The organism is Acinetobacter sp. ANC_7503 (assembly GCF_056780035.1).
This window is the reverse complement of sequence record NZ_JBWYJA010000042.1, coordinates 1-259: the sequence shown is the minus strand read 5'-3', so window position 1 is coordinate 259 and position 259 is coordinate 1. Positions and strand designations below refer to the sequence as shown.

General features: G+C 40.2%; 1 rRNA gene. It reads right to left on the bottom strand.

Annotation, left to right across the window (positions count from 1 at the left end):
- Positions 1-70, bottom strand: a 5S ribosomal RNA gene (gene rrf, locus AC1M9M_RS14875); the annotation flags it as partial.
- Positions 71-259: the final 189 nt, after the last annotated feature.

The window sequence follows — 259 nt, the reverse complement described above, 5'->3', positions numbered from 1 at the left end:
CAGCGCTAAGAGGTTTCACTTCTGAGTTCGGGAAGGGATCAGGTGGTTCACTCTTGCTATTGTCGCCAGCACAACTGTTGTGACTTTGCTTAGGTCTTATTCGCATGTATTGTTTGCGTGCCTTTGCTTGGTCAAAGAAGTTATTAACAGCTATTTGAGTTGCTTTAATTTGTGCAGTTTAGCGTTTTATCTAACTAAATCAAGTTATTTGTCATGATTTGAACCACAACACCAACTGTTTGGGTGTTGTATAGTCAAG